Source organism: Streptococcus sanguinis (assembly GCF_020729725.1).
Classification (GTDB): domain Bacteria; phylum Bacillota; class Bacilli; order Lactobacillales; family Streptococcaceae; genus Streptococcus; species Streptococcus sanguinis_V.
The window spans coordinates 1-4,733 of sequence record NZ_JAJEPA010000028.1; the positions used below are offsets into that span (position 1 = coordinate 1).

Consider the following 4,733-nt stretch of genomic DNA (forward strand, 5'->3'; position numbering starts at 1 on the left):
AGAGGAGCTTGCTCTTCTTGGATGAGTTGCGAACGGGTGAGTAACGCGTAGGTAACCTGCCTGGTAGCGGGGGATAACTATTGGAAACGATAGCTAATACCGCATAAAATTGATTATTGCATGATAATTAATTGAAAGATGCAATTGCATCACTACCAGATGGACCTGCGTTGTATTAGCTAGTTGGTGAGGTAACGGCTCACCAAGGCGACGATACATAGCCGACCTGAGAGGGTGATCGGCCACACTGGGACTGAGACACGGCCCAGACTCCTACGGGAGGCAGCAGTAGGGAATCTTCGGCAATGGGGGGAACCCTGACCGAGCAACGCCGCGTGAGTGAAGAAGGTTTTCGGATCGTAAAGCTCTGTTGTAAGAGAAGAACGGGTGTGAGAGTGGAAAGTTCACACTGTGACGGTATCTTACCAGAAAGGGACGGCTAACTACGTGCCAGCAGCCGCGGTAATACGTAGGTCCCGAGCGTTGTCCGGATTTATTGGGCGTAAAGCGAGCGCAGGCGGTTAGATAAGTCTGAAGTTAAAGGCTGTGGCTTAACCATAGTATGCTTTGGAAACTGTTTAACTTGAGTGCAGAAGGGGAGAGTGGAATTCCATGTGTAGCGGTGAAATGCGTAGATATATGGAGGAACACCGGTGGCGAAAGCGGCTCTCTGGTCTGTAACTGACGCTGAGGCTCGAAAGCGTGGGGAGCAAACAGGATTAGATACCCTGGTAGTCCACGCCGTAAACGATGAGTGCTAGGTGTTAGGCCCTTTCCGGGGCTTAGTGCCGCAGCTAACGCATTAAGCACTCCGCCTGGGGAGTACGACCGCAAGGTTGAAACTCAAAGGAATTGACGGGGGCCCGCACAAGCGGTGGAGCATGTGGTTTAATTCGAAGCAACGCGAAGAACCTTACCAGGTCTTGACATCCCTCTGACCGCTCTAGAGATAGAGTTTTCCTTCGGGACAGAGGTGACAGGTGGTGCATGGTTGTCGTCAGCTCGTGTCGTGAGATGTTGGGTTAAGTCCCGCAACGAGCGCAACCCCTATTGTTAGTTGCCATCATTSAGTTGGGCACTCTAGCGAGACTGCCGGTAATAAACCGGAGGAAGGTGGGGATGACGTCAAATCATCATGCCCCTTATGACCTGGGCTACACACGTGCTACAATGGCTGGTACAACGAGTCGCAAGCCGGTGACGGCAAGCTAATCTCTGAAAGCCAGTCTCAGTTCGGATTGTAGGCTGCAACTCGCCTACATGAAGTCGGAATCGCTAGTAATCGCGGATCAGCACGCCGCGGTGAATACGTTCCCGGGCCTTGTACACACCGCCCGTCACACCACGAGAGTTTGTAACACCCGAAGTCGGTGAGGTAACCGTAAGGAGCCAGCCGCCTAAGGTGGGATAGATGATTGGGGTGAAGTCGTAACAAGGTAGCCGTATCGGAAGGTGCGGCTGGATCACCTCCTTTCTAAGGAGTCCGTAAGGACAYACGGAATGCACTTGAGTCTTGTTTAGTTTTGAGAGGGCTATGTGGGGCCTTAGCTCAGCTGGGAGAGCGCCTGCTTTGCACGCAGGAGGTCAGCGGTTCGATCCCGCTAGGCTCCATTATCTAGTTTGACTAGATAAAGAACTTGTCCATTGAAAATTGAATACCGATATCAAATAGTAACAAGAAAATAAACCGAAAACGCTGTGAATATTAATGAGTTTAAGACTGAAAGGTCAAAAATAAGGTTAAGTTAGTAAGGGCGCACGGTGGATGCCTTGGCACTAGGAGCCGAWGAAGGACGTGACAAACGACGAAATGCCTCGGGGAGCTGTAAGTAAGCTTCGATCCGGGGRTGTCCGAATGGGGGAACCCAACAGGTTGATGCCTGTTACCCATTTCTGTTAAGGRAATGAGGAGGAAGACGCAGTGAACTGAAACATCTAAGTAGCTGCAGGAAGAGAAAGCAAAAGCGATTGCCTTAGTAGCGGCGAGCGAAGAGGCAGGAGGGCAAACCGAAGAGTTTACTCTTCGGGGTTGTAGGACTGCAATGTGGACTCAGAATTTATAGAAGAATGACTTGGGAAAGTCAGCCAAAGAGAGTAAGAGCCTCGTATTTTAAATAGATTCTGTACCTAGCAGTATCCTGAGTACGGCGGGACACGTGAAATCCCGTCGGAATCTGGGAGGACCATCTCCCAACCCTAAATACTCCCTAGTGACCGATAGTGAACCAGTACCGTGAGGGAAAGGTGAAAAGCACCCCGGGAGGGGAGTGAAATAGAACCTGAAACCGTGTGCCTACAACAAGTTCGAGCCCGTTMATGGGTGAGAGCGTGCCTTTTGTAGAATGAACCGGCGAGTTACGTTATGATGCGAGGTTAAGTTGAAGAGACGGAGCCGTAGGGAAACCGAGTCTGAATAGGGCGCTTTAGTATCATGATGTAGACCCGAAACCATGTGACCTACCCATGAGCAGGTTGAAGGTGCGGTAAAACGCACTGGAGGACCGAACCAGGGCACGTTGAAAAGTGCTTGGATGACTTGTGGGTAGCGGAGAAATTCCAAACGAACTTGGAGATAGCTGGTTCTCTCCGAAATAGCTTTAGGGCTAGCGTCGACATGAAGATTCTTGGAGGTAGAGCACTGTTTGGGTGAGGGGTCCATCCCGGATTACCAATCTCAGATAAACTCCGAATGCCAATGAATTATGGTCGGCAGTCAGACTGCGAGTGCTAAGATCCGTAGTCGAAAGGGAAACAGCCCAGACCACCAGCTAAGGTCCCAAAATAATTGTTAAGTGGAAAAGGATGTGGGGTTGCACAGACAACTAGGATGTTAGCTTAGAAGCAGCTATTCATTCAAAGAGTGCGTAATAGCTCACTAGTCGAGTGACCCTGCGCCGAAAATGTACCGGGGCTAAAACAATTTACCGAAGCTGTGGATACCTTTTATAGGTATGGTAGGAGAGCGTTCTATGTGTGGAGAAGGTGTACCGTGAGGAGCGCTGGAACGCATAGAAGTGAGAATGCCGGTATGAGTAGCGCAAGACAGGTGAGAATCCTGTCCACCGTAAGACTAAGGTTTCCAGGGGAAGGCTCGTCCGCCCTGGGTTAGTCGGGACCTAAGGAGAGACCGAAAGGTGTATCCGATGGCCAACAGGTTGAGATTCCTGTACTAGAGTATGAAGTGATGGAGGGACGCAGTAGGCTAACTCGTGCGTACGATTGGATGTACGTCTAAGCAGTGAGGCGTGGTATGAGTCAAATGCTTATACCTCTAACGTTGAGCTGTGATGGGGAGCGAAGTTTAGTAGCGAGTGAGTGATGTCACACTGCCAAGAAAAGCTTCTAGCGTTGTATCATACTCTACCCGTACCGCAAACCGACACAGGTAGTCGAGGCGAGTAGCCTCAGGTGAGCGAGAGAACTCTCGTTAAGGAACTCGGCAAAATGACCCCGTAACTTCGGGAGAAGGGGTGCTGACTTTGGTCAGCCGCAGTGAATAGGCCCAAGCAACTGTTTATCAAAAACACAGCTCTCTGCTAAATCGTAAGATGATGTATAGGGGGTGACGCCTGCCCGGTGCTGGAAGGTTAAGAGGAGTGCTTAGCGGTAACGCGAAGGTATGAATTGAAGCCCCAGTAAACGGCGGCCGTAACTATAACGGTCCTAAGGTAGCGAAATTCCTTGTCGGGTAAGTTCCGACCCGCACGAAAGGCGTAATGATTTGGGCACTGTCTCAACGAGAGACTCGGTGAAATTTTAGTACCTGTGAAGATGCAGGTTACCCGCGACAGGACGGAAAGACCCCATGGAGCTTTACTGCAGTTTGATATTGAGTGTCTGTGCCACATGTACAGGATAGGTAGGAGCCTATGAAATCGGGASGCCAGTTTCGATGGAGGCGTTGTTGGGATACTACCCTTGTGTTATGGCCACTCTAACCCGGTAGGTTYATCATCTACGGAGACAGTGTCTGACGGGCAGTTTGACTGGGGCGGTCGCCTCCTAAAAGGTAACGGAGGCGCCCAAAGGTTCCCTCAGACTGGTTGGAAATCAGTCGCAGAGTGTAAAGGTATAAGGGAGCTTGACTGCGAGAGCTACAACTCGAGCAGGGACGAAAGTCGGGCTTAGTGATCCGGTGGTTCCGTATGGAAGGGCCATCGCTCAACGGATAAAAGCTACCCTGGGGATAACAGGCTTATCTCCCCCAAGAGTTCACATCGACGGGGAGGTTTGGCACCTCGATGTCGGCTCGTCGCATCCTGGGGCTGTAGTCGGTCCCAAGGGTTGGGCTGTTCGCCCATTAAAGCGGCACGCGAGCTGGGTTCAGAACGTCGTGAGACAGTTCGGTCCCTATCCGTCGCGGGCGTAGGAAATTTGAGAGGATCTGCTCCTAGTACGAGAGGACCAGAGTGGACTTACCGCTGGTGTACCAGTTGTTCTGCCAAGAGCATCGCTGGGTAGCTATGTAGGGAAGGGATAAACGCTGAAAGCATCTAAGTGTGAAACCCACCTCAAGATGAGATTTCCCATAACGCAAGTTAGTAAGAGCCCTGAGAGAAGATCAGGTTGATAGGTTAGGAGTGGAAGTGTGGTGACACATGGAGCGGACTAATACTAATCGCTCGAGGACTTATCCTAGAATAAGAAATTCATCAGAGTGCAGCGAATGGTTTAGAGAAATGTKAGATTTGATATTGTATTCAATTTTGAGTTGACAAGGCYTGTCTGAGAGG

1 tRNA gene and 2 rRNA genes are annotated in these 4,733 nt (G+C 50.7%); all 3 read left to right on the plus strand.

Annotated features, from left to right (window positions below):
* Positions 1-1,474: ribosomal RNA gene (locus K4I03_RS12280) — 16S ribosomal RNA — on the plus strand; the annotation flags it as partial.
* Positions 1,475-1,538: 64 nt separating this feature from the next.
* Positions 1,539-1,611, plus strand: a tRNA-Ala gene (locus K4I03_RS12285).
* 127 nt (positions 1,612-1,738) lie between these two features.
* Positions 1,739-4,638: ribosomal RNA gene (locus tag K4I03_RS12290) — 23S ribosomal RNA — on the plus strand.
* Positions 4,639-4,733 lie beyond the last annotated feature (95 nt).